Genomic DNA, 2,759 nt, shown 5'->3' with positions numbered 1-2,759 from the left:
TGTCAAGGCAGGTTATCCCACTTAGTTTAATTGGTGTAGGCTCTATGCTAAATATTGGATCTATTAAGGAGGATATTCACAATATCACTCCCAAAACACAAACACAACTGTAAGCATTCGCCCAACCCCGTCTATTTCCCGAAACCATGAGTCATTAAGTTTGCTCTGAACCAAAAATGAAAGAGAGATGCTAAACGCTCAAAAGTTCCTGACAATGTATAATGAATACCTGGATTCGGGGCTGACTGTCCGGGATTATTGTGCCAACCAGCAAATGAATGAGGCTAAGTTTTATTACTGGCAACACAAACTAAAAGACCAGCTGCCACCCAAACGAGGATTCGTCCCGGTTGTTTTCAATCCCAGGCAGCAAACTTCTGCTGTTCCCTTTTCCTGCGGAAGCAAACGACATCAACAACCCGACAGCAGCGGTGAACTCTGTTGTGAGATCAGCTATCCCAATGGCATTTCTGTGAAGTTGAGCGGAATGACCGATGCCGATATCCTGCGTTCGTTGCTTCAGTTAACCGGCCAGTAGTATGTTCAGCCTGACCACGTCGATGAACTACTACCTGTATTCCCATCCTACCGATATGCGCCGCAGTTTCTACACCCTCAGCGGTATGGTGACCAACCAGATGGGGCGCAATGTGCAGGACGGCGATGTTTTCATTTTTATTAATCGCAACTGCACGAGTATGAAAATCCTGCACATGGAATGCGGCGGATTGGTTATTTATCACATGAAGCTCGAATCGGGCCGCTTCAAACTCCCTGTTTTTGATGAACAAACCAATACTTTTCGCGCCAGTTGGCATGATTTAATGACCATGGTCAGAGGTGCTTCCGGGACTGAGGATATGAACAAACATAAGTGGATAAAACCTTCAAAATAAACGGGTTTACACCCAGCTGATTCTGTGATTATTTGCCTGGTTTTGAGTATCTTCGGGACATCAAAAACAGCGAGGGGAATGACTGAGGAAGACCACGATTTTGTGCAGCAACTGCTGGAACACCGCGACGAGCTTTACCGCGAAACCGCCCGGTTGAAAAGCCGGATTTCGGAGTTGGAAGGCTTCGAAACAGAGAAAGCCGCTTACGACAAGAAGCTAAATGATCAGGCAGAACAGATCAGTAAGCTAAAACAGCAGGTTGAGATGCTTCAGCGTCGTATTTGGGGCAAATCGAGCGAAAAATACATTTCCGAAGATCCGCAGCAGCGCAAACTCGATTTTGATGGTCTTGATTTATTGCCCGAGGAAAAAGCACAGGCCGAGGCTGCCCAAACTGAGATTGAAAGCTACAAAACAGTGCGGGTGAAGGTCAGTGAGAAGAAACACCCGGTGCGCAAGCCGCTCCCGGAAAGCTTACCTCGTGAGGAAATCCACATCTATCCCGAAGAAATTGACCTGACCGACTATGCTGAGCTGGCTCCCGAAGTTACCGAGGTGTTGGAACGCGACCCGGCCCGTTGGTATGTGCGCCGGATTATCCGTCATAAATATGTACTGAAGGATAAAAGCGAGGAGGCTGAAAAGCCGGTGATTACCGCGCCTATGCCAACTCTTCCTATTGCAAAAAGCTATGCCGGGGCAAGCGTTTTGGCCGATATTATCATCGACAAATATGTGAATCACCTGCCGTTTTACCGGCAAATCCAAATGTTCAAGCAGCAGGGCATCTCCATTGCTCCGGCGACCATAAACGATTGGTTTGCCCAGGTAGCCGACCTGATGCGGCCTGCCTGGTACCGGCTCAAAGAACTGGTGCTGGCCTCCGACTACATTCAAAGCGACGAAACAACTATTCCTATTATCCATAACGAGAAACACCAAACCGTAAAAGGCTATCTCTGGACAGTCCGGGCAGTGATGGAAAACCTGGTTTTCTTCCACTACGACCACGGCTCCCGGGCCGGGAAAGTAGCACTCGGTTTGTTCAAAGATTACCAGGGAGTCATCCAAACTGATGGTTACTCGGTTTACGACATGTACGAAAGCAAAAAGGGCGTTTTGCCCATTGGTTGCTGGGCACACGCACGCCGTAAATTTGACGAAGCTTTAAAAGAAGACAAAGCCCGGGCATCGTACGCCCTGGAGCAAATCGGTTTGCTTTACGATGTGGAACGACAAGCCGACCAGGAAGGCCTGTCGGATGAGCAGCGGGCAGAGCTGCGTTCCAGGTTGGCTTATCCTATTATGGTGGCTTTCGAAAAATGGATGGTTCGCGAACATTCCAAGGTCTTACCCAAAGGACGGATTGGAAAAGCCATCAGTTATACCTACGGGATTTATCACAAATTAACCCGCTATCACTTGGACGGAAGATTGAAAATGGACAACAACCTGACCGAAAACGCCATCCGGCCCATTGCACTGGGACGGAAGAACTGGCTGTTCTGTGGTAACGACAGTGCTGCTGAAAATGCGGCTGTTATCTATTCCATGATGGGCTGCTGTAAAGCCGCCGGGGTAAACTTCCGAGACTGGATGGTTTTCTTCCTGGAAAATGTTCACCGCTATGACCTTGATTACAGTAAAGACTTGGCTGAACTGCTACCGCACAACTTCAAACCAGTAAACCAAAGTCACTCCGAAATCTCTCAAAGTTCTCCGAACATTTTAGAGAAACTTTGAAAGAAAACTACCCGGTCTATAAAAACAAGACGGGGTTTAGCGAATGCTTACTTTAAAGCTTGTTCCCGCAAAGATAGTTTATATGTAGGCTTTTCATTGACCGAAGAAGACCGACTGCAT

The 2,759-nt window shown here is 47.7% G+C and carries 3 protein-coding genes; all 3 read left to right on the top strand.

Annotated features, from left to right (window positions below; genetic code table 11):
- The first annotated feature begins 187 nt into the window (after positions 1-187).
- The 3 genes from tnpA (at position 188) to tnpC (ending at position 2,639) form a co-directional block, all read left to right on the top strand.
- Positions 188-538 (top strand): IS66 family insertion sequence element accessory protein TnpA, encoded by a 351-nt coding sequence (tnpA, locus tag AC37HE_RS10320; RefSeq protein WP_500782757.1) that lies wholly within the window; start codon positions 188-190, stop codon positions 536-538.
- Between the two features lies 1 nt (position 539).
- On the top strand, positions 540-896 hold the full coding sequence (gene tnpB / locus AC37HE_RS10315) for an IS66 family insertion sequence element accessory protein TnpB (RefSeq protein ID WP_500782756.1): 357 nt from the start codon (positions 540-542) through the stop codon (positions 894-896).
- A gap of 78 nt (positions 897-974) precedes the next feature.
- Positions 975-2,639 (top strand): IS66 family transposase, encoded by a 1,665-nt coding sequence (gene tnpC, locus AC37HE_RS10310; protein WP_500782755.1) that lies wholly within the window; start codon positions 975-977, stop codon positions 2,637-2,639.
- Positions 2,640-2,759: the final 120 nt, after the last annotated feature.

It is taken from the genome of Mangrovibacterium sp., assembly GCF_059905295.1.
This window is presented reverse-complemented; position numbering and strand designations above follow the sequence as displayed.